19 protein-coding genes are annotated in these 20,076 nt (G+C 71.5%); 12 read left to right on the top strand and 7 right to left on the bottom strand.

Translation table 11 applies throughout. The features are described from left to right. Positions 1–50: 50 nt before the first annotated feature. Positions 51–1,550, bottom strand: a complete 1,500-nt coding sequence (locus ACSDR0_RS07920; RefSeq protein WP_435288084.1) for a TldD/PmbA family protein — start codon at positions 1,548–1,550, stop codon at positions 51–53. Between the two features lie 76 nt (positions 1,551–1,626). On the opposite strand from ACSDR0_RS07920, the gene ACSDR0_RS07915 reads away from it, so the two are divergent. Continuing rightward, the gene (locus ACSDR0_RS07915) at positions 1,627–2,331 is read left to right on the top strand and encodes a beta-ketoacyl-ACP reductase (RefSeq protein ID WP_435288083.1); all 705 of its coding nucleotides are present in this window, start codon (positions 1,627–1,629) and stop codon (positions 2,329–2,331) included. Between the two features lies 1 nt (position 2,332). Next, a complete protein-coding gene (gene fabI / locus ACSDR0_RS07910; RefSeq protein ID WP_329079237.1) occupies positions 2,333–3,097 on the top strand; it encodes an enoyl-ACP reductase FabI in 765 nt (254 codons plus the stop codon). 248 nt (positions 3,098–3,345) lie between these two features. On the opposite strand, the gene ACSDR0_RS07905 is transcribed toward fabI, so the two are convergent. Further along, positions 3,346–4,323, bottom strand: coding sequence for a hypothetical protein (locus ACSDR0_RS07905; RefSeq protein ID WP_435288082.1), 978 nt, complete (start codon positions 4,321–4,323; stop codon positions 3,346–3,348). A gap of 264 nt (positions 4,324–4,587) precedes the next feature. Further along, entirely contained in the window at positions 4,588–5,532 is a 945-nt protein-coding gene (locus ACSDR0_RS07900) for an aldo/keto reductase (protein ID WP_362685995.1), read from the bottom strand. Positions 5,533–5,597: 65 nt separating this feature from the next. On the opposite strand from ACSDR0_RS07900, the gene ACSDR0_RS07895 reads away from it, so the two are divergent. The 5 genes from ACSDR0_RS07895 (at position 5,598) to mshC (ending at position 9,845) form a co-directional block, all read left to right on the top strand. Next, positions 5,598–6,296, top strand: coding sequence for a histidine phosphatase family protein (locus ACSDR0_RS07895; protein WP_435288081.1), 699 nt, complete (start codon positions 5,598–5,600; stop codon positions 6,294–6,296). Positions 6,297–6,305: 9 nt separating this feature from the next. Further along, positions 6,306–6,881, top strand: a complete 576-nt coding sequence (locus tag ACSDR0_RS07890) for a DUF3090 domain-containing protein (protein ID WP_435288080.1) — start codon at positions 6,306–6,308, stop codon at positions 6,879–6,881. Beyond that, positions 6,878–7,639, top strand: coding sequence for an SCO1664 family protein (locus ACSDR0_RS07885; RefSeq protein WP_435288079.1), 762 nt, complete (start codon positions 6,878–6,880; stop codon positions 7,637–7,639). Before ACSDR0_RS07890 ends, ACSDR0_RS07885 begins: the two co-directional genes overlap by 4 nt. Before the next feature lie 162 nt (positions 7,640–7,801). Beyond that, positions 7,802–8,530: an NRDE family protein gene (locus ACSDR0_RS07880; protein WP_435288078.1), complete on the top strand. Its 729-nt coding sequence runs from the start codon at positions 7,802–7,804 to the stop codon at positions 8,528–8,530. A gap of 91 nt (positions 8,531–8,621) precedes the next feature. Beyond that, the gene (mshC, locus tag ACSDR0_RS07875; RefSeq protein WP_435288077.1) at positions 8,622–9,845 is read left to right on the top strand and encodes a cysteine--1-D-myo-inosityl 2-amino-2-deoxy-alpha-D-glucopyranoside ligase; all 1,224 of its coding nucleotides are present in this window, start codon (positions 8,622–8,624) and stop codon (positions 9,843–9,845) included. Between the two features lie 335 nt (positions 9,846–10,180). Here mshC and ACSDR0_RS07870 read toward each other — a convergent pair whose 3' ends face one another. Together ACSDR0_RS07870 and def are read right to left on the bottom strand one after the other, a co-directional pair. Next, positions 10,181–10,384 (bottom strand): cold-shock protein, encoded by a 204-nt coding sequence (locus ACSDR0_RS07870; protein WP_344903117.1) that lies wholly within the window; start codon positions 10,382–10,384, stop codon positions 10,181–10,183. Between the two features lie 215 nt (positions 10,385–10,599). Next, positions 10,600–11,076: a peptide deformylase gene (gene def / locus ACSDR0_RS07865; protein WP_435288076.1), complete on the bottom strand. Its 477-nt coding sequence runs from the start codon at positions 11,074–11,076 to the stop codon at positions 10,600–10,602. A gap of 236 nt (positions 11,077–11,312) precedes the next feature. On the opposite strand from def, the gene ACSDR0_RS07860 reads away from it, so the two are divergent. The 5 genes from ACSDR0_RS07860 (at position 11,313) to ACSDR0_RS07840 (ending at position 18,409) form a co-directional block, all read left to right on the top strand. Next, the gene (locus ACSDR0_RS07860; protein WP_435288075.1) at positions 11,313–12,635 is read left to right on the top strand and encodes an MFS transporter; all 1,323 of its coding nucleotides are present in this window, start codon (positions 11,313–11,315) and stop codon (positions 12,633–12,635) included. 753 nt (positions 12,636–13,388) lie between these two features. Next, on the top strand, positions 13,389–15,836 hold the full coding sequence (gene nirB / locus ACSDR0_RS07855) for a nitrite reductase large subunit NirB (protein WP_435288074.1): 2,448 nt from the start codon (positions 13,389–13,391) through the stop codon (positions 15,834–15,836). Between the two features lie 86 nt (positions 15,837–15,922). Continuing rightward, complete coding sequence (gene nirD / locus ACSDR0_RS07850) at positions 15,923–16,276, top strand: nitrite reductase small subunit NirD (protein WP_435288073.1); 354 nt, start codon at positions 15,923–15,925, stop codon at positions 16,274–16,276. Positions 16,277–16,346: 70 nt separating this feature from the next. Continuing rightward, a complete protein-coding gene (locus tag ACSDR0_RS07845; RefSeq protein WP_435288072.1) occupies positions 16,347–17,516 on the top strand; it encodes a uroporphyrinogen-III synthase in 1,170 nt (389 codons plus the stop codon). Continuing rightward, positions 17,513–18,409, top strand: coding sequence for a sirohydrochlorin chelatase (locus ACSDR0_RS07840; protein ID WP_435288071.1), 897 nt, complete (start codon positions 17,513–17,515; stop codon positions 18,407–18,409). Before ACSDR0_RS07845 ends, ACSDR0_RS07840 begins: the two co-directional genes overlap by 4 nt. Here ACSDR0_RS07840 and ACSDR0_RS07835 read toward each other — a convergent pair. Together ACSDR0_RS07835 and ACSDR0_RS07830 are read right to left on the bottom strand one after the other, a co-directional pair. Then, positions 18,313–18,927 carry a hypothetical protein gene (locus ACSDR0_RS07835; RefSeq protein ID WP_435288070.1) on the bottom strand — a complete coding sequence of 205 codons (615 nt, stop codon included), beginning with the start codon at positions 18,925–18,927 and terminating at the stop codon, positions 18,313–18,315. The genes ACSDR0_RS07840 and ACSDR0_RS07835 overlap by 97 nt on opposite strands. Positions 18,928–19,170: 243 nt before the next feature. Continuing rightward, positions 19,171–20,025, bottom strand: coding sequence for a PAC2 family protein (locus tag ACSDR0_RS07830; RefSeq protein WP_329079264.1), 855 nt, complete (start codon positions 20,023–20,025; stop codon positions 19,171–19,173). Positions 20,026–20,076: the final 51 nt, after the last annotated feature.

Below are 20,076 nucleotides of genomic sequence, written 5' to 3'. Positions count from 1 at the left end.
CTGCCGGACCGGCCGGCCGGCGCCTTCTTCCACCCGCTCGCCCCGCGTGCTCAACTGCCACTCTCCTGGACGGTGTTGAGGACGCGCACGCCGCGGAAGAGCGCCGACGGGCAGCCGTGGCTGACCGGGGCGACCTGGCCGGGCTGCCCCTTGCCGCAGTTGAACGCCCCGCCCAGCACGTACGTCTGCGGCCCGCCGACCGCCGCCATCGAGCGCCAGAAGTCGGTCGTCGTGGCCTGGTAGGCGACGTCGCGCAGCTGCCCGGTGAGCCTGCCGTTCTCGATCGAGTAGAACCGCTCGCCGGTGAACTGGAAATTGTAACGTTGCATGTCGATCGACCAGCTCTTGTCCCCCACCACGTAGATGCCCCGGTCGACGCCGGAGATCAGCTCCTCGGTGGTGGGACCGTCGGCCGCCGGCCGCAGCGAAACGTTGGCCATCCGCTGGATCGGGGTGTGGCCGGGGGAGTCGGCGAAGGCGCAGCCGTTGGAGGCGCCCAGGCCCTTCAGCAGCGCCATCCGCCGGTCGAGCTGGTAGCCGACCAGGACGCCGTCGGAGACGATGTCGAACTCCCTGGTCGCCACCCCCTCGTCGTCGTAGCCGATCGTGGACAGGCCGTGCTCGACGGTGCGGTCACCGGTCACGTTCATCGTCTGCGAGCCGTACACCAGCTTGCCGAGCTGGTCGAAGGTGGCGAAGCTCGTCCCGGCGTACGCCGCCTCGTAGCCGAGGGCGCGGTCGAGTTCGGTGGCGTGCCCGATCGACTCGTGGATCGTCAGCCACAGGTTCGACGGGTCGATCACCAGGTCGTACGGCCCCGCCTCGACGGAGGGTGCCCTGAGCTTCTCCTCCAGCAACTCGGGGATGCGCGCCAGCTCCTTGGGGAAGTCCCAGCCGGTGCCGGTGAGGTATTCGTACCCCCGGCCGACGGGCGGGGCGAGCGTCCGCATCGAGTCGAAGCGGCCGTCCAGCACCCTCGTCGCCTTCAGCTGGGGATGGACGCGCACCCGCTGCTGCGTGGTGGAGGTCCCGGCCGTGTCGGCGTAGAACTTCTGCTCCTTGACCTGCATCAGCGACGCCTGGACGTGGTCCACCCCGGGGTCTCTCAGCAGGGCGCCCGACCAGTCGGCGAGCAGCGCCGCCTTGTCGCGCATCGGCACCTCGAACGGGTCGATCTCGTAGGAGGAGATCCAGGTGACGTCGGAGTGGACCGCCTCGGGCGCCAGCTCGACGGGCTCGCGGTTGACCGCCGCGGAGACGACCGCCACCTCCACCGCCTGCTCGGCGACCCTGACGGCCGCCTCGGGGGTGAGCTCGATGCCTCCGGCGAAGCCCCAGGTGCCGTTCTTGACGACCCGTACGGCGTAACCGAGGGTGTCGGCGTCGATGGAACCTTCCAGCGCGGCGTCGGAGAGGCGCAGGGTCTCCCCGCGGATGCGCTCCAGCCGGAAGTCGGCGTGCTCGGCGCCCAGGTCCCGGGCGCGCTGCAGGGCCGCGTCCGCCAGCCGGCGCAGAGGCAGGGCGAGGAAGTCGGAGTCGATCTGGCGCATGTCAACGATCCTAGCCGTGCGATCTTGTCCTTCCCGGACAAGGGGGTTACCCCCGGGTAGCCGATACCGTCTGACCATGGCTCGATCTGTTCTCGTAACCGGCGGCAATCGCGGCATCGGCCTCGCGATCGCCCGCGAACTCGCTCAGGCAGGCGACAACGTCGCCGTGACCTACCGTTCCGGACAGCCCCCGGAGGGGCTGTTCGGCGTGCGCTGCGACGTGACCAGCACGGCCGACGTGGACGCCGCCTTCGCGAAGGTCGAGGCCGAGTACGGCCCGGTCGAGGTGCTCGTCGCCAACGCCGGCATCGCCAAGGACACGCTGCTGCCGATGATGAAGGAGGAGACCTTCACCGACGTCATCGACGCCAACCTGACCGGCGCCTACCGGGTCGCCAAGCGCGCCACCCGCGGCATGCTGCGGCTCAAGCGCGGGCGCATCGTGCTGATCTCCTCGGTGGTCGCCATGCTCGGCTCCGCGGGGCAGAGCAACTACGCCGCCTCCAAGGCCGGGATGATCGGCTTCGCCCGGTCGGCCGCCAGGGAGCTGGGCTCGCGCAACATCACCGTCAACGTGGTCGCCCCCGGCTTCGTGGAGACCGACATGACGGCCGAGTTGGACCAGGCGTACCAGGAGCAGATCCGGAAGAACATCCCCCTGGGCCGCTACGCCGCCCCGGAGGAGATCGCGCGCGTGGTCAGGTTCCTGGCCGGCGAGGACGCCGCCTACATCACCGGGGCTGTCATCCCCGTTGACGGCGGCCTTGGAATGGGGCACTGACGTGGGAATTCTCGAAGGCAAGCGGCTTCTCGTCACCGGGGTGCTCACCGACGCCTCCATCGCCTTCTCGGTGGCCAAGCTGGCCCAGGAGGAGGGCGCGCAGATCGTGCTCACCGGGTTCGGCCGGCTCAGCCTGGTCGAGCGCATCGCCAAGCGCCTGCCGGAGCCGCCGCCCGTGCTGGAGCTCGACGTCACCAACACCGAGCACCTCGACTCCCTGGCCGACCGGGTCGGCGAGCACCTCGGCGGCCTGGACGGGGTGGTGCACGCCATCGGCTTCGCGCCGCAGACCGCCCTGGGCGGCAACTTCCTGAACACCTCCTGGGAGGACGTGGCGACCGCCGTCCAGGTCTCCACGTACTCGTTCAAGTCGCTCGCGGTGGCGGCGCTCCCGCTCATGAAGGAGGGCGGCGCGATCGTCGGCCTCGACTTCGACGCCACGAAGGCCTGGCCGGTGTACGACTGGATGGGCGTGGCCAAGGCCGGCCTGGAGTCCTGCTCCCGTTACCTGGCCCGCGACCTCGGCAAGCAGGGCATCCGGGTCAACCTGGTCGCCGCGGGCCCGATCAGGACCATGGCCGCCAGGAGCATCCCCGGCTTCGTCGAGTTCGAGGAGAGCTGGCCCGCCAAGGCCCCGATCGGCTGGGACATCAACGACCCGATCCCGGCGGCCAAGGCGTGCGTCGCCCTGCTGTCCGACTGGTTCCCCGCCACGACCGGTGAGATCGTCCACGTCGACGGCGGCGTCCACGCCATCGGAGGCTGAGCGGGTCCCGCCCCGGCGGGCACGTGAGCGGCCGGGGTGGTGTCGTCACCGGGGCGGCGAGGAGTCGTGGCCCCACCGCGAAGCGGCGACGTCATGGGACGTGTCTTCGTGAGGCGGACGTGCCTTCGCGGGGTGACGGCGTGAGCCCACTCGTGGGACGTGCCTTCGCGGGGTGACGGCACAAGCCGAGTCGTGGGACATGTCTTCGCGGGGTGACGGCGTGAGCCGAGGAGTGCGGGGCGTGGCGGCTAGGCCACCCGGTGATGTCCCGGTGGCGCCGGATCGAATGGTATCGACTCCCTGACCGTCCGCCTGCTGTACAGCAGGCGGACCGCGAGAATGGCCGAGACGAGCACCACCGTGCTGAGCACGGTGCTCGCGGTGTCGGATGACCGGCTGGGCGTCACCGGCCGCTCGCTCGGCATCTGCCGCTGGAGCTCCTGCATCACCGGGGCGGGCCACAGCAACTCCACCCTGGGCGCCTCGGCGTCGACCACGGGCGACGGACTGGGGGAGGACGCCGGCTCGCCCACGTCGGTCGTGAGCATCCCGGTGTCCGGGGGCGACGTCTCCAGAGGCGGCAGCCGGTCGGTCGGCACCGGAACCGGGCTCTTGCGCGCGGGGGCGACGTCCTCGCGCCGCGAGGGGCTCGCCGAGGGGGTCGCCGACGGGCTGGGGGTAGGCGACGGCGACGCCTCGGGCCGGGCCGTCTCCTCGGTCATCTCCGGCTCCTCGACGAGGGGGGCCACCGACGAGTCCGCGCACGCGGAGGAGGTCGCCGCGGACCCGCAGGCATCGGTGGAGCCCGCGGGCCGGGGTGTCTGCGGGTCGTCGGAGGACTTCCCCCTCCCGTTCCCGTGCGTGGCGGGTGGCCTCTTCCCCGACGGGTGCTTGGAGGCCGAGGCGGCCGGTGCCGGTGTCTCCGCCTCGGCGGGCGTCTCCTGGACGTCGGTGGACGTCTCGGCGGTCTCGGTGTTCTCGGCGCGTTCGCCGGAGCGCGGGGGCGCGGGGGAGGACGGGGAGACGCCGTTCCCGAGACCGTGCACGACGTCGTCCACGACGCGGCAGACCCCACCGGTCACGGTGCCCAGCAGTCCTCCGTGGTCGCAGTCGTCCATCAGCGTGACGGCGCTCGCCCGGGCGGCGCTCACGGGCACGATCGCGATCGCCGGGATTCCGCCCCCCAGCGCCAGCGCCAGAACGCCTGCCGCCATCGCAGTTCGCACTCGTCTCCTTCACCCCGGGTCGGACATCGGCCATGGCATCTCGCCGACATCCGGGTGCCCCCGCCACCTGTTTGACAGTTTTGTAGGGAGGCCCGCTTTTTCCACGGAAAGTTGCCATTCGGTATCGACTAGTGATACGCGAGACGAATTCTCGTTCGGTTCTCGGGGAAGGCCGTCCGTGCCGGAGCCTCCGCCCACGCCGCGCCTCCGTCCCCTGGTCCCCGTGTCTCCGCCCCGCCGTTCCCTTGTGCTTTCGCCCGTTCCTCAGTCCGCGGACACGTCGTCGAGCGCCTCCCTGATCTCCACGGGCAGCGTCAGGTCCTCGGCCTGGAGCACTCCGGACAGCTGCGCGTGGGTGCGGGCGCCGACGATGGCGGAGGACACCCCCGGCTGGTCGCGTACCCATGACAGGGCCACCGACAGGGGTGAGACGCCGAGCCCCTCGGCGGCGGTCGTCACCGACTCCACGACCCGGCGGCACCGCTCGTCGAGGTAGGGGGTGACGAAGTCGGCGAAGTGCGGGGTCGCGGCCCGGGAGTCCGCGGGGATGCCCGTGCGGTACTTCCCGGTGAGCACTCCGCGCCCGAGCGGCGACCAGGCGAGCACCCCCGCGCCGACGTGCTCGGCGGCGGGGATCAGCTCGCGCTCGGCCTCCCTGGCCAGGAGCGAGTACTCGACCTGGGCCGCGACGATCGGCACCCTGCCGGGGACCGCCCGCTGCCCCACGGCGGCGGTCGCCAGCTGCCAGCCCGCGTAGTCGCACACCCCGGCGTACGCGGCCCGCCCCGAGGACACGATGGCGTCCACGGCGGCCAGGGTCTCCTCCAGCGGGACGTCGGGATCGAAGGCGTGCAGCTGCCACAGGTCGACCTCGTTGACGCCCAGGCGGGTCAGGGAGGCGTCGATCGCGGCGACCAGGTGCTTCCTGGAGGCGTCGCGGGGCCTGCGCCCGGCGGGGGTGAGCACGGCCTTGGTGGAGAGCACCAGCTCCGAGCGCGGGACGGAGTCGCGCAGCAGCCGCCCGAGCAGCCGTTCGGCGTCGCCGCCCGTGTAGACGTCGGCGGTGTCGATGAGCGTGCCGCCGGCCTCGGCGAACGTGCGGAGCTGCGCCGCGGCCTCCTCGGCGCCGGTGTCACGTCCCCACGTCATCGTCCCGAGTCCCAGGCGGGACACCGACAAGCCGCTCCGGCCCACATAGCGCTGCTCCATGATCCGGCCAGGTTACCGCCCGGCCACTTAAAAGTAGTGGAGCGAAGGCTGCAAGACTTGCCCGCGTGACGACCTTGTTGCTGGCCAGACACGGCCTTACCCACCTCACCGGTCCGGTCCTCGCGGGCTGGACCCCGGATGTTCACCTCAGCGACGCGGGACGGGCCCAGGCGGAGGCGCTCGCCGCGCGTCTGACCACCCTGGAACTCGACGCGATCGTCTCCAGCCCGCTGGAGCGCTGCCAGGAGACCGCGCAGGCGGTCGCCGAGGGGCGGGAGGCGGAGGTGCTGACCGACGAGCGCTTCGGCGAGTGCCGCTACGGCGACTGGACGGGCCGCCCGATCGCCGAGCTCGTCAAGGACCCCCTCTGGCCGGTCGTCCAGGCGCACCCGAGCGCGGTGACGTTTCCCGGGGGAGAGTCCCTGGCCGCCGTCCAGCACCGCGCCGTGACGGCCGTCAGGGAGTGGAACGAGCGCCTCGGCCCGAAGGCGGTCTACCTCGTCTGCAGCCACGGAGATGTGATCAAGGCCATCGTGGCCGACGCCATGGGGCTTCATCTGGACCAGTTCCAGCGGATAACCGCCGATCCCGCCTCGCTCACCGCCATTCGCTACACCCCCTTGCGTCCCTTCGTGCTCAGGCTCAACGACCTGGGCGGAGATGTGGCCGGATTGCGCCTTCGGGAGGGTTCGGACGGCGAGGAAGGGGGAGAAAATCCCACCGGGAGCGATGCCGCAGTCGGCGGCGGATCCGGAACCACGTAAGGTCGGGCTATGCCGGTCTTCGACTACGATCCACCCGAGAGGTTCGTGGCCGGTGCCGTGGGGCAACCGGGATCACGAACCTTCTTCCTGCAGGCGCGGGGCCAGGGCAGACTGACCACCGTGGCGCTGGAGAAGTTCCAGGTCGCGGCACTGGCCGATCGCCTCGACGAGCTGCTCGACGAGGTGTTACGACGCGGTGAGGGCAGTGTCTCCGTTCCGGCCGTCGCCCCGGCCGCGCTGACGGACAACGCCCCCCTCGACGTGCCGATCAGCGAGGACTTCCGCGTCGGCGTCATGGCCCTGGCCTGGGACTCCGAAGCCGCTCAGGTGGTGATCGAGGCCAAGGAGGCCGTCGCCGAGGACGAGGAGTTCGAGCCGTCCCCGCTCGTCGAGCCCACGGTGCTGCGCGTCCACATCAGTCCCGGCGCCGCCAGGGCCTTCACCAAGCGGGCCATGGCACTCGTCGCCGCCGGCCGCCCGCCCTGCCCGCTCTGCGCCCAGCCTCTCGACGCCGAGGGGCATATTTGTGTGCGGCTCAACGGTTACCGGGGTAGTAGCGCTTCATCTGCTGGAGGAGGCGAATGAGTGCTGAGAGCGAGCCGGCGCTGAGCGCGGCGCCGGCCGCGGGGCTGGACGACGAGACCGCGACGCGTCTGCTCCGTGACGGCCAACTGGATGTGGCGGGCCGCCTGGTCGAGGCGACCAACATGACGCTCTACTGCTCGGTCCGGCTCGGCGGGCTCGCGGCGGCCTGCGTGTACAAGCCGGTACGGGGCGAACGCCCCCTCTGGGACTTTCCCGACGGCACCCTGGCCGCCCGCGAGGTCGCCGCCTACGAGGTCTCCGCGGCGATCGGCTGGCGGATCGTGCCGCCCACCGTTTACCGCGACGGTCCCTTCGGCCCCGGAATGTGCCAGCTCTGGATCGACACCGACCCCGACACCGACCTGATGGTGCTGATCCGCAGCCGCCAGCCCTCGCTGCGGCGGATGGCCGTCTTCGACGCCGTCGTCAACAACGCCGACCGCAAGGGCGGCCACCTGCTGCCGCTCGCCGACGGCCACGTCTACGGCGTCGACCACGGGGTCTCCTTCTCCGCCGAGGACAAGCTCCGCACCGTGCTCTGGCAGTGGCGCGGCAAGCCCCTGTCCCGCGAGGCCATGAACGTCCTGACCCGCCTCGAGGCCGACCTGGAGCAGGGCCGCCTCGGCCGCCGCCTTCGCGAGCTCCTCACCCTCCACGAGGTGGAGGCCACCTGGTCGCGGGTCCGCAGGCTCCTCGACACCGGCCTGCACCCCCTTCCGTCCAAGGACTGGCCCGCCATCCCCTGGCCGCCGATCTGAGGTCCTCGCGCGCCGACGTCTCGCCGCCGGCGCCGGGCACCCCGCCGGGAGGCGGAGGCGGCGATCCGGCGTTCCCGCGCGGCGGCGCCCGTGACCTCGGCCTCCCGCCCGACGCGGGGCCCCGGTCCGAGCCCGCTTCCCGCGGGGGCGTACCCTCCGGGCATGTGCACGGTTGTCGTCAGCATCGATCCGAGCGCCGAGATACCCCTGATCGTGGTCGGGGTGCGCGACGAGTTCATCGACCGCCCCTGGGTCCCCCCGGCCCGGCACTGGCCGGAGAGCCGGCCCGGCCTGATCGGCGGGCGTGATCTCAAGGGAGGCGGCACCTGGCTGGCCGTCGACCCCGAGGCCGGGAGGGTCGGAGCCCTCCTCAACGGGCAGGGCGTGCTCGCTCCCGAGGAGACCCGCCGCTCGCGGGGCGACCTGCCGCTCCTGGCGGCGGCCGGAGGCGGGCCGGTGGAGGGTGATCTCGGTCACTACGACCCCTTCCACCTGCTGAGGGCCGATCACACCGGGGCCCGCCTGTGGCACTGGGACGGCATCACGCTGGAGCGGGACGATCTTCCCCCGGGAACCCACATGATCGTCAACAGCGGATGGGAGCGCGGTGAGGAGAACGAGCGCGTGGCGTTCTTCCGCCCCCTGTTCGCCAAGGCGGGCCGTCCCTCGGAGCTCGACGGCCCCTGGGAGGAGTGGCGGGAACTCGCCACCGGGGCGGGGATTCCCGCGGAGGACCCCCGCACGATGATCGTCCACCACGAACTGCCCGACGGGCGGACCTACGGCTCAGGGTCCGTCACCCTGCTGGCCCTGGCGCCAGGCGGCGTCCGCTACGACTTCACCGCCGACCCTCGCGATCCGGGCGCCTTCCGCAGGGTCCTCCCGGAATGATCCGGTCGGTTCCCGGAGTTGAGCTGAGTGCCCATATATCAACCATCCCGCGCCAACCGGGGTGGTCTGTCTGCTGGATAGGCTTCATTTTATGAGATCGTGGTCTGAGCCGAAGGTTCCTCGGCTTCCCGGTGCCGGTGTCCCGCTGTGGTTGTTCGACACCGCCGCGCGAGAGGTCGGCCCCACAAAGCCGGGCCCCACGGCACGGATGTACGTCTGCGGCATCACGCCCTACGACGCCACCCATCTGGGCCACGCCAACACCTATCTCGCCTTCGACCTGGTCAACCGGGCCTGGCGCGACGCCGGTCACGAGGTGCACTACACCCAGAACGCCACGGACGTCGACGATCCCCTCCTGGAACGTGCCGGGCAGACCGGCATCGACTGGCGTGACCTGGCCGAGCGTGAGATCGAGCTGTTCCGGACCGACATGGAGGCGCTGCGCATCCTCCCGCCGCGCGACTACGTCGCCGTGACCGAGGTGATCGACCAGGTCGCCGACCTGATCGTGTCGCTGCGTGACAAGGGTGCCACCTACGACCTCGACGGCGACGTCTACTTCGACGTGGCCGCGGCCCCCAAGTTCGGGGCCGTCTCCGGCTACGCGGAGGATCACATGCTCGCCCTGTTCGGCGAGCGCGGGGGAGATCCGGACCGGCCGGGCAAGAAGCACCCGCTCGACTGGGTGCTCTGGCGCGCCGAGCGCCCGGGGGAGCCGTCCTGGCCCTCGCCGTTCGGCCTGGGCAGGCCCGGCTGGCACATCGAGTGCACCGCGATCGCCCTGGCGAACCTGTCCAGTGGTTTCGACGTCGCCGGCGGCGGTTCCGACCTGATCTTCCCCCACCACGAGTGCGGCGCCCACGAGGGTCACGTGGCGTGCGGGGAGTGGCCCTTCGCCAGGGCGTACGTGCACGCGGGCATGGTCGCCCTCGACGGCGAGAAGATGTCCAAGTCGAAGGGCAACCTGGTCTTCGTCTCCCGCCTGCGCCGGGAGACCGACCCGATGGCCATCCGGCTGGCCCTGCTGGCCCGCCACTACCGCTCCGACTGGGAGTGGACCTCCGAGCAGCTGGCCTCGGCGGAGGTGCGGCTGGCGCGCTGGCGCTCGGCCGCGGGCCTGCAGACCGGCCCCGACGCCGGTGTCGTGCTGGAAAGGGTACGCGCCCGGATGGCCGACGACCTGGACGCCCCCGGGGCCCTCGCGGTCGTCGACGACTGGGCCGAGCGGGCCCTGTCGGAGGGGGGCAGCGACCCGGACGCGCCCGTCCTCGTCAGGGAGACCGTGGACGCGCTGCTCGGGGTCGCGCTCTAGTCTTCGGCGGGCGGCCGTACCGGCCCCGGGATCCGCGGCTGTGGCGTCGCTCGGCGGCGCCCGGACGAGACCCGGGGCCTTCCAGGGGCAGGACCGTTCGGGATGGCGCCCGGACGGCTCTCGGCCGCTTCGGGGCCGATCCCGCCGGCTGGGAGACAAGCGCCGGCCGGGATGACCGTCGACCGGAGCGAGCGCCGGTCGAGAAACGACCACCGGCTGAAACGACCGTTGACCGGAACGACCGTTGACCGGAACGAGCGTCGGCCGAGAAACGACTGAGCCCGCACCGCTTGCGCGGTGCGGGCTCAGTCTGAAGCTTTTGAGGTCAAACCAGATCAGATGACCTGAACCTGGTCGGCCTGCGGGCCCTTCTGGCCCTGCGTGGTGACGAAGCTGACACGCTGGTTCTCCTCCAGGCTGCGGTAGCCGCCGGAGTTGATAGCCGAGTAGTGCACGAAGACATCGGCGGTGCCGTCATCCGGTGCGATGAATCCGAAGCCCTTTTCGGCGTTGAACCACTTAACGGTGCCCTCAGACAAAACTACTTCTCCTCATTGGGAGCCTCACCGAACCACCAGGTCGGCGGCACGGGGCTGCGTTGCGGACCCTACCATGCACCCGCGGAAACCATCCGGAGAAACTGTGTAACGTCCGCTGTCGGCGGACTTCTCATAAGCACTTGAGATGATAAGGCTAAACTGAGAACTACGACTGCAACCATACGACCCTATCCAACGTTTCCGCGATGTGCAAGTCACGGGATCGAGGCGAGAAAGCGCCTCCGATCCTCCTCGGGAAGGTGGTCGACGAAGAGCGTGCCGTCGAGATGGTCGGCCTCGTGTTGCAGGACGCGGGCGAGCATGCCCAGGGCGCGGACGGTGACCGGTTTGCCGAACATGTCGCGGCCACGGGCGGTGACCATGTAGGAGCGTTCCAGTGGCCACCAGCGGTCGGGCGCGGACAGGCAGGCCTCGTCGGCCACGATCTTCCGCTCGGACAGCTCCAGACGCGGGTTGACCAGGTGGCCGGACCTGCCGTCCAGTTCGTAGACGACGACCCTGAGGGGGACGCCGATCTGCGGGGCGGCCAGCCCGGCGCGGCCCGTTCCGGCGCGCATCGTGGCCTGGAGTGACTTGACCAGAACGCGCAGCGCGCGGTCGAAGGTGGTCACCGGCTCCGACACCGTGCGGAGCACGGGATCGGTGAACAATCGGATCGGCTGGACAGCCACGCACACTCCCCGAAGCGAACGAACTGGCACCGAAGACGGTTCCCACCGCCGCGCTGACTCAATCGTTGCCCCGTGACCCTTTGCGTTTCCGGGACGTTGCGAGTGTGCGACGTGTGCATTGCGTATTTCCATGGTTAGTCACACGTAACCGGCGCACCATCACAGATAGTAAATGTGCGTAATGGCGCCCTCTTAGGTTTCGGGATCGTAGCCCTCGAAACCGCAGGAGGAGAAAGATGGCCAAGCCCTGGATCAGCGACTGGCGGCCCGACGACCCCGACTTCTGGCAAGGGCACGGCAGGAAGGTGGCCCGCAGGAACCTGGTCTTCTCCATCTTCGCCGAGCACCTCGGGTTCACGCTGTGGACCGTGTGGAGCATCGTGGCCGTGCAACTCGGCTCCTACGACTTCTCCACCGACCAGCTCTTCTGGATCGTCGCCCTGCCCAACCTGATCGGCTCGGCACTGCGCATCCCGTACACCTTCGCCCCGGCCAGGTTCGGCGGGCGGAACTTCACCGTGGTCAGCGCCCTGCTCCTGCTCGTGCCCGCGGTGCTGCTGGCCATCGCGGTCGGCGACCCCGGCACCCCCTACTGGATGTTCCTGGTCATCGCGGCCACGGCGGGCCTGGGCGGCGGCAACTTCGCCTCCAGCATGGCCAACATCACCTACTTCTACCCCCAGGACAGGCAGGGGTCGGCGCTCGGGCTCAACGCGGCGGGCGGCAACATCGGGGTCAGCTCCGTACAGCTCGTGATGCCGCTGGTGATCGGGGCGTTCGGCCTGGCCGCCGCGGGGCTGTTCTGGATCCCGTTCATCCTGGCCGCCGCGGTCGGCGCCTACTTCTTCATGGACAACCTGACCTCCGCCAAGGCCAGCCCCGCCGACCAGCTGAAGGTCGCGGGCCGGGCCCAGACCTGGATCATGTCGGTCCTGTACATCGGCACCTTCGGCTCCTTCATCGGCTACGCCACCGCGTTCCCGCTGCTCATCAAGAGCCAGTTCCCCGAGCAGGCCTCCCTGGTGGGGCTGGCCTTCCTCGGCCCGCTGCTCGGCTCCCTGATCCGCCCGATCGGGGGCTGGCTGTCGGACCGGCTCGGCGGGGCGCGGGTGACGTTCGTCAACTTCGCCGCGATGGCGGGCGCGGCGGCGCTGGTCTGGCAGGGCCTGTCCCAGCAGGCCTTCACGCTGTTCTTCTGCGCCTACATGCTTCTGGTCGCCACCACCGGCATCGGCAACGGCTCCACCTACCGGATGATCCCGGCGATCTTCCGGGCCAAGGCCGTGGCGGGCATCGCCCCGGGTACGGACGCCCACCAGGCCGCCCTGGCCATCGGGAAGCGGGACGCCTCCGCCGCGATCGGGATCATCTCCGCGATCGGCGCCTTCGGCGGCTTCTTCATCAACCGCGGGTTCGGCAGCTCCATCGCCGCGACCGGGGGAGCGGGCGCCGCACTGGCCTCCTTCGCCGCCTTCTACGTGGTGTGCGCGGTCATCACCTGGGCCTGCTACCTGCGTACCGCGGGATCCGTGCCGAGCCTGGCGGCGGCCCGAGTGTGATCACCGGCCTGCCGGGCGCCCGTTCTGCTCACATCCGGCACCGGTCCGGCCGACGGACAACTCACATCGGCCTCATCGCGAATGTGAACGCGGTTAGCGGCTTGTAGCACATCGGTAACAGGGGAGACCTCGCGGTGAAACCGCCTGAAAGCACCATCGGATCCATGCCGGTCTCACTTCACCCCCAGACGCCTGTGAAGGCGGAGGCGGCGGCGCGCCACCCCCGCCGCGCTCCGCGGCACGGTGTGAACGTCGCGGCGGGCGAGATGGTCACCACCACTTCGCGTCATGGCGCCCGAGCCTCCCGGGAGACGGTCACGATGACCGGCGTCCCATGGCCCGCCGCCCGGTACGGGAGGAGCGGAACCATGACAGATCCGGGGCGGGTGCCGCTCCGCAGCCAAGCGGTCGCTCCGCCGTCAGGGGGGCGGAGCGGCCCCGAGACCCTTCGGCGGCCCGCCGCGCGGCCACGCGAGACAGAGGGAGAGGGTGCGCCGGATTCCGGTGACAGGGGTCATGAGGCCGTCACCGGCCGGCTCCGCGAGCGGGAAGGCGGGCGATGTGATCGGCGCGAGCGGTGAGGGACCCGGCGGGTGCCGGACGGACGCCGACCGGGCGGACGACGAGGTCCGGACGAGCACGGCCCGGACGAACACGGCCCGGGTGGACGCGGTTCCGGCGCGGCCGGTGAACGGAGCGCCCCCCGAGGGGCGGGCGGAAGAGAGCGGAGCGGACGGGAAAGGGAGCGCGACCATGTCACGGCTCGTCGTGGTAGGACACGGACCGACATCGCACCGGCTGGTCGAGGCACTGGTCGCCAAGGGCTTCGCGGGCAGCATCACGGTGCTGGGAGAGGAGCCCCGGCCGGCGTACGACCGGGTGGCGCTGACCTCCTACCTGGCGGGCAGGAGTATCGAGGACCTCACCTATCCGACGCCGGACGGGGTCGTGCTGCGGCTGTCGTCCAAAGTCGTGGACATCGACAGGCGGGCGCGCGAGGTCACCACCGCGGACGGGCACCGCGAACCGTACGACGTGCTGGTGCTGGCCACCGGCTCCAGCCCGTTCGTGCCGCCGGTGCCGGGCAGGGAGCTGGACGGCTGCTTCGTCTACCGCACGATCGACGACCTCGACGCGATCAGGGAGGCCGCCTCGGAGGCCACGAGCGGCGTCGTGATCGGCGGCGGGCTGCTGGGGCTGGAGGCCGCCGACGCGCTGCGCGGCCTGGGCCTGGCGACGCACGTCGTGGAGATGGGCGGCTGGCTCATGCCCCGGCAGGTCGACGAGGGCGGCGGCGCCGTCCTGCGCGGCCACGTGGAGGCGCTCGGCCTGAGCGTGCACACCGAGGCGGGGGCCAAGGAGATCGTCGCGGGGCCGGACGGGCGGGTGGCGGGCCTGGTCAAGCCGGACGGCGAGACCGTCGAGGCGCAGATCGTGGTCTTCTCCGCGGGTGTCAGGCCGCGCGACGAGCTGGCCAGGCAGGCGGGCCTGGAGGTCGGCGGGCGCGGCGGGATCGCCGTCGACGACGGGATGCGCACCGACGACCCGGCGATCTACGCGATCGGCGAGTGCGCCCTGCACGAGGGCATGGTCTACGGGCTGGTCGGACCGTGCTTCACGATGGCCGAGGTCGCCGCCGACCGCATCCTCGGCGGTGAGGCGGTCTTCACCCGCGCCGACCTGTCGACCAAGCTCAAGCTGCTCGGGGTGGAGGTCGCCCAGTTCGGCGCCATGGAGGGCGCGCTGGACGTGACCTTCATGGACCCGGTGGGCGGGATCTACCAGAAGCTGTTCGTCAGCGACGACGCCCGCACCCTGCTCGGCGGGATCTGCGTCGGCGACGCCGGCCCGTACAACACCCTCAAGCCCTTCGTCGGCCGCGACCTGCCGGGCTCGCCGAGCGAGCTGCTGTTCACCGGCGGCCCGGCGAACATGGAGCTCCCCGACGACGCGCAGGTCTGCTCCTGCAACAACGTCACCAAGGGCCAGGTGTGCGGGGCCATCGCCGACCACGGCCTCACCGACGTGCCCGGCATCAAGGCGTGCACCCGCGCGGGCACCACCTGCGGCAGCTGCGTCCCGACGCTCAAGCAGCTCCTCATCTCCTCGGGCGTCGAGGTCTCCAAGGCCCTGTGCGAGCACTTCTCGTACAACAGGGCGGAGCTGTTCGACATCGTCCGGGTGCGCGGCATCACGACGTTCTCGCACCTCATCGCCGAGCACGGCACCGGGCGCGGCTGCGACGTGTGCAAGCCCGTCGTCGCCTCGATCCTCGCCTCGCTCGGCAACGGCCACATCCTCGACGGCGAGCAGGCCGCCCTGCAGGACACCAACGACCACTTCCTGGCCAACATCCAGCGCAACGGCACCTACTCGGTGGTGCCGCGCATCCCCGGCGGGGAGATCACCCCGGACAGCCTCATCGTGATCGGCGAGGTGGCCCGCGACTTCGGCCTCTACACCAAGATCACCGGCGGGCAGCGGATCGACCTGTTCGGGGCCCGCGTGGAGCAGCTCCCGCTGATCTGGAAGCGCCTGGTGGACGCGGGCTTCGAGTCCGGGCACGCGTACGGCAAGGCGCTGCGCACGGTGAAGTCCTGCGTGGGCTCGACCTGGTGCCGGTACGGGGTGCAGGACGCCGTCGGCCTGGCCATCGCGCTGGAGCTGCGCTACCGGGGCCTGCGCTCGCCGCACAAGCTGAAGTCGGCCGTCTCCGGCTGCGCCCGCGAGTGCGCCGAGGCCCGCGGCAAGGACTTCGGCGTCATCGCCACCGAGAAGGGCTGGAACCTCTACGTGGGCGGCAACGGCGGCTTCACCCCGCGCCACGCCGACCTGTTCGCCTCCGACCTGAGCACCGAGGAGCTGGTCCGCGTCATCGACCGGTTCCTGATGTTCTACGTCCGCACCGCCGACCGCCTGCAGCGCACCTCCGCCTGGCTGGAGGTCCAGGGCCTGGACTACGTCAAGGAGGTCGTCCTGGACGACTCCCTCGGCATCTGCGCCGACCTGGAGGCCCAGATGGAGCGGCACGTGGCCGGTTACGCCGACGAGTGGCGCGCCGCGATCGAGGACCCGGAGAAGCTGCGGCGGTTCGTCTCCTTCGTCAACGCCCCCGGGACCCCGGACCCGTCGATCGCCTTCGAGACCGAGCGCGACCAGGTGAAACCGGTCCTGATCCCGCTGGAGGCGGTCCGTTCTTGATTCGTCCTGATCTGTCCTGACCCGCGTCCCGCACCGGCCGTACCGGATCGCCATCGTCACACCCCGAGGAGAGGAGCCCTTCACCGATGACAGCCCTGAGAGAGGATCTGGAGACGACCGTCTGGATCCCGGTCTGCTCCTACAGCGACCTGCTGCCCGAGCGCGGAGCGTGCGCGCTCGTCGGCGGCAGGCAGGTCGCGCTGTTCCGCGCCTTCGACGGCTCCCTGTTCGCGATCGGCAACCGCGATCCGTTCAGCGGCGCCCACGTCCTGTCCCGCGGGATCGTGGGCACCAGGGCCGGCGAGCCCGTGGTGGCGTCTCCCATGCACAAGCAGGTGTTCTCCCTCGCGACGGGGGTGTGCCTGGACGACCCCGCGGTGGCCGTGCCGATCTACCCGATCCGCGTCACCGGCGGAACCGTGGAGGTGGGTTCTCCGTGAGCGGGCGCGGTGTGGGGCCGCGGGCGCCCGGATACCGAGGAAACATCAAGCGAGGAGTGGTGAACGACAGATGAGCATCGCCGTTCTGGACGATCCCGTCGGCTCTCCCGAGACCGCGCCCGACGCGCTGGCCGGCTTCACGATCGGGGTCACCGCCACCCGGCGGCGCGAGGAGTTCTGCGCGCTGCTGGAACGCCGGGGCGCCAGGGTGGTGCGCGCCCCGGCGATCCGGCTGGTGCCCCTGGCGGAGGACGCCGACCTGCTGGCCGCGACCCGCGCCAGCCTGTCCGCCCCGATCGACGACGTGGTGGTCACCACCGGCGTCGGCTTCCGCGGCTGGATGGCCGCGGCCGAGGGCTGGGGGCTCTCCGGCGACCTCTCCGAGCACCTGACCTCGGCCCGACTGCTCACCCGCGGGCCCAAGGCGCGCGGCGCGGTCAGGGCGGCGGGCCTCGTCGACCACTGGACCCCGCCCACGGAGTCGTGCGAGGAGGTCAAGCAGCATCTGCTCGCCCAGGACCTGCGCGGGCGCCGCATCGCCGTGCAGCTGCACGGGGAGCCGCTGACCGGTTTCGTGGCCGCGCTGCGCGAGGCGGGCGCGGAGGTCATCGAGGTGCCGGTCTACCGGTGGCTGCCCTACCGCGACGTGTCGCCGCTGCGGCGCCTGGTCAGCCAGGCGATCTCCGGCGGGGTGGACGCGGTGGCCTTCACCAGCGCCCCGGCCGTGCTGGCCATGCTCAACTCCGCCCGCGCGGACGGCCTGGAGGACGCGCTGGTCGCGGCCTTCGCCGGGCCGGTCGTCGCGGCCTGCGTGGGCCCGGTCACCGCCGGGCCGCTGGAGGCGCGCGGGGTGCCCACCGTGCAGCCCGAGCGCGCCCGCCTGGGCACGCTGGCCCGCACCCTCGCCAGGCACCTGCCGGAGCACAGCGTCACCCGCCTGGTCGCGGGCGGCCACCGGCTGGAGATCCGCGGCCACGCCGTCGCGGTGGACGGCGAGCTGAAGCCGCTGCCGCCGGCGCCGATGGCGGTCCTGAAGCGTCTGGCCGACAAGCCGGGACACGTGGTGGCCCGCTCCGACCTGCGGACCGTGCTTCCCGGCGGCCCGTCGCGCGACTCGGCCGAGCATGCGGTCGAGATGGCCATCACCCGCCTGCGCCGCGCCCTCGGTCCCGCGGGGATCGTCGAGACGGTCGTCAAACGCGGTTACCGCCTGGCCTGCGACCGGGGCGAAGGCCTGTGACGACGCTGGTCCTGGCCGGGCACGGGACGCGCAGCGACAAGGGGCTGGAGACCCTGGCCGGGCTGCGGGACCTGGTGCGCGAGGGCCGCCGGGGAACGCGCGTGGAACAGGCGTTCCTGGAGATCAGCTCACCTCTGCTGGCCGACGTGCTCCCCGGCCTGCCGGGCCCCGTCGTGGTGGTCCCGCTGCTGCTGGCTGGCGGCTACCACGTTCACATCGACCTGCCCTCCGTGGTGGCCGCGACCAGGCCGGACGCCGTGGTGGCGCCCCCGCTGGGACCGCACGCGCTGCTCACCTCCGTCCTCGCCAGGCGGCTGTTCGCCGCGGGGCTGAGGGCGGCCGACTCGGTGATCCTGGGAGCGGCGGGGTCGTCCGATCCCGCCGCGCTGGCCGACGTGCGGGCGGCGGCCCGGCTGCTGTCGGTCCGGCTCTCCCGCCCGGTCACCGCCGCCTTCGCCGCGACGGGCGCCCCGCCGGTCGCCGAGGCCCTGGAGCGGCTGCGCTCGGGGCCCGCGCCGCGGATCGCGCTGGCGTCCTATCTCCTGGCACCCGGCTTCTTTCAGGACCGCCTGGAGGCGTCCGGCGCCGACCTGGTCGCCGCTCCCCTGGGGGTGGACGCCGACCTGGCGGCGCTGGTGTGGGCCCGGTTCGACCAGGCCCGCCTGGCCTCGACGGCATCGGGGGGCGACCGGGCCCGTCTGGCGTCCGTGGCGGCGGGTGCCGGGCAGGCGCGCCCGGCCTCCGAGCGTCCGGGCCCCGGCGGGGGCCGCCTGGCGCCGGTGGTGCCGGGTGGCGATCAGGCCCGCTGGGGCTCCAGCCTCAGCTCCCGGACGATCTCCTCGGCGGCCTCGTCCCGCGACGGCAGGAATTCGGTGCCGAGAAGCGTCTCGTAGTAGGCGTGGCGGAAGCAGCCGGCGAGCAGCAGCCGGGCGCTGGCGACCGGGACGACCTCGGGGGAGAGCCGCTCCACCCGCTGCTCGGCCGCCAGATACGCGGTGAGCGGGACGATCTCCGACATCGGCCCGATGTCGCTGTCACGCATCGCCTCGCGGAAGCGGACGGTGACCGAGGGGGAGGTGAAGGCGGGCAGCGCCGCCGCCTGGACCTCGCAGTAGTAGTCGATGCCGGCTCGCGCGATGGGCAGCAGGTTCTCGCTCACCCTGCCCTTGCCGACCAGGTGCATCAGGTCGTCGAGGATGTGCCGCCAGACCGGGAGCCGGTCCTGCAGCAGGGCCATGAACAGGTCGACGGCGTGCCCGGACGCCGTGCCGCGAAAGCGCGGGTGTGAGGCGTCGTCGGCCTCCTCGCGTTTCATGAACGCGGCCAGCTCGAGGACGCGGCGTCGCGCCTCCTGCGCGTTGCGGTGTGGGTCGGCGGTCTTCTGGTACGGGTCGATATAGGGAGTCGCCATGCTCGCCCTAACGTGCGCAGTCACATGGACAGATGGTCGTAACAGTGATGCGTCGTTCACCGGTGTCCACGGAGCCGAGTCCTTTTCGGCCGTGGAGCCGCCGACGTCCGGTTTTCCGCCCGGCGCGCCCCCGGCGCTCCGGGACGTGCCCGATCGGTGCCTGCCGGCCGGGCCCGGCCCCGGCTCAACCTGGGTTCAACCTAGGCGAAAAAGAGCGCCCGGTGGTAACCGTACGCCGTGAGTTCAGCCGTCGGAGTCACGGTCGCGGCGGCGCAGATAGCGCTCGAACTCGGCGGCGATGGCGTCGCCGCTCGCCTCGGGCAGCTCGGCGGCGTCCTTGCGCTCCTCGAGCTCCTTGACGTACTCGGCGACCTCGCTGTCCTGGGAGGCCAGCTCGTCGACGCCGTGCTCCCAGGCGCGGGACTCCTCGGCCAGCTCGCCCAGCGGCATCGGGATGTCGAGCAGATCCTCCATCCGGCTGAGCAGCGCCATGGTGGCCTTCGGGTTGGGCGGCTGGGCCACGTAGTGGGGCACCGAGGCCCACAGCGACACGGCGTGCAGCCCGGCGGCGCCCAGGGAGTGCTGGAGGACCCCGACGATTCCCGTCGGCCCTTCGTAGCGGCTCAGCTCCAGGTTGATCGCCCTGGCCAGGCCCTCGTCGGTCGCCGACCCCACGATCGGCACCGGGCGGGTGTGCGGCGAGTCGTTGAGCAGCGCGCCGAGCAGGACCGCGAGTTCGACCCCCAGCTCGCGGCAGACCAGCACGATCTCCTCGCAGAACGCGCGCCAGCGCATGTTGGGCTCGATGCCGCGCAGCAGCACCACGTCACGGTCGACGCCCGGGGGCCTGGCCACCGACAGCTTGGTGGTCGGCCAGGTGATGGACCGCGTCAGCCCCTCGCCCATCTCGACGATCGGGCGGGTCACCTGGAAGTCGTAGTATTCCTCCGGGTCCAGGGAGACCAGCGGGGTCGCCTTCCACTCGTCCTCCAGGTGCGCGATCACTCCGCTCGAGGCCTCGCCCGCGTCGTTCCACCCCTCGAACGCGGCGATCATCACCGGGTCGACGAGCTCGGGCAGGCCTTCGATCTCGATCACGCGCCCCCTCCTTCTCACCTCACGCCTATCCGGCTAAGCCTATGCGGTGAG

The sequence above is a fragment of the Streptosporangium sp. G11 genome (assembly GCF_051192615.1).
Classification (GTDB): domain Bacteria; phylum Actinomycetota; class Actinomycetes; order Streptosporangiales; family Streptosporangiaceae; genus Streptosporangium.
The sequence above is the reverse complement of the archived record's forward strand: the minus strand, read 5'-3'. Positions and strand labels throughout refer to the sequence as shown.

Excerpts from the sequence above, each read along its gene's own strand:
- nirB (WP_435288074.1), top strand. The coding sequence starts at position 13,389 with ATGTCACGGCTCGTCGTGGTAGGACACGGACCGACATCGCACCGGCTG.
- ACSDR0_RS07880 (WP_435288078.1), top strand. The coding sequence starts at position 7,802 with ATGTGCACGGTTGTCGTCAGCATCGATCCGAGCGCCGAGATACCCCTG.
- mshC (WP_435288077.1), top strand. The coding sequence starts at position 8,622 with ATGAGATCGTGGTCTGAGCCGAAGGTTCCTCGGCTTCCCGGTGCCGGT.
- ACSDR0_RS07845 (WP_435288072.1), top strand. The coding sequence starts at position 16,347 with ATGAGCATCGCCGTTCTGGACGATCCCGTCGGCTCTCCCGAGACCGCG.
- nirD (WP_435288073.1), top strand. The coding sequence starts at position 15,923 with ATGACAGCCCTGAGAGAGGATCTGGAGACGACCGTCTGGATCCCGGTC.
- ACSDR0_RS07890 (WP_435288080.1), top strand. The coding sequence starts at position 6,306 with ATGCCGGTCTTCGACTACGATCCACCCGAGAGGTTCGTGGCCGGTGCC.
- ACSDR0_RS07920 (WP_435288084.1), bottom strand. The coding sequence starts at position 1,550 with ATGCGCCAGATCGACTCCGACTTCCTCGCCCTGCCTCTGCGCCGGCTG.
- ACSDR0_RS07885 (WP_435288079.1), top strand. The coding sequence starts at position 6,878 with ATGAGTGCTGAGAGCGAGCCGGCGCTGAGCGCGGCGCCGGCCGCGGGG.
- ACSDR0_RS07835 (WP_435288070.1), bottom strand. The coding sequence starts at position 18,927 with ATGGCGACTCCCTATATCGACCCGTACCAGAAGACCGCCGACCCACAC.
- ACSDR0_RS07860 (WP_435288075.1), top strand. The coding sequence starts at position 11,313 with ATGGCCAAGCCCTGGATCAGCGACTGGCGGCCCGACGACCCCGACTTC.
- ACSDR0_RS07900 (WP_362685995.1), bottom strand. The coding sequence starts at position 5,532 with ATGGAGCAGCGCTATGTGGGCCGGAGCGGCTTGTCGGTGTCCCGCCTG.
- ACSDR0_RS07915 (WP_435288083.1), top strand. The coding sequence starts at position 1,627 with ATGGCTCGATCTGTTCTCGTAACCGGCGGCAATCGCGGCATCGGCCTC.